1 protein-coding gene is annotated in these 361 nt (G+C 69.5%); it reads left to right on the forward strand.

Annotated features, from left to right (window positions below; genetic code table 11):
* On the forward strand, positions 1-361 hold a 361-nt coding region (locus QZH66_RS18835; protein ID WP_345783889.1), incomplete at both ends, for an ATP-binding cassette domain-containing protein.

Consider the following 361-nt stretch of genomic DNA (forward strand, 5'->3'; position numbering starts at 1 on the left):
TCGGGGCCCTGCGCGGCCAGCCACTGCCGGTGCGCACGCCGCTCACGGTGCTGGACGGCGACGCACTGCGCACCGTGGGCACCGAGCAGGTACAGGACACCGTCGATGCCAGCGCGCCGCTGCTCACGGTCGAGAAACTCACCACCCGCTTCGACATCGCACACAACCTGTTCGGCCGGACGACGCACCGCGTGCATGCCGTCGAAGAGGTCAGCTTCGAGATCTACCCGGGCGAGACCCTGGCCCTGGTGGGCGAGTCGGGCAGCGGCAAGACCACCATCGGCAAGACGCTGCAGCAGCTCGTCGCGGCCTCCAGCGGCACCATCCGCTTTGCCGGGCAGGACATCGCCCACATGGATGC

Origin of the sequence: Stenotrophomonas sp. YIM B06876 (genome assembly GCF_030711595.1) — a bacterium.
GTDB lineage: Bacteria > Pseudomonadota > Gammaproteobacteria > Xanthomonadales > Xanthomonadaceae > Stenotrophomonas.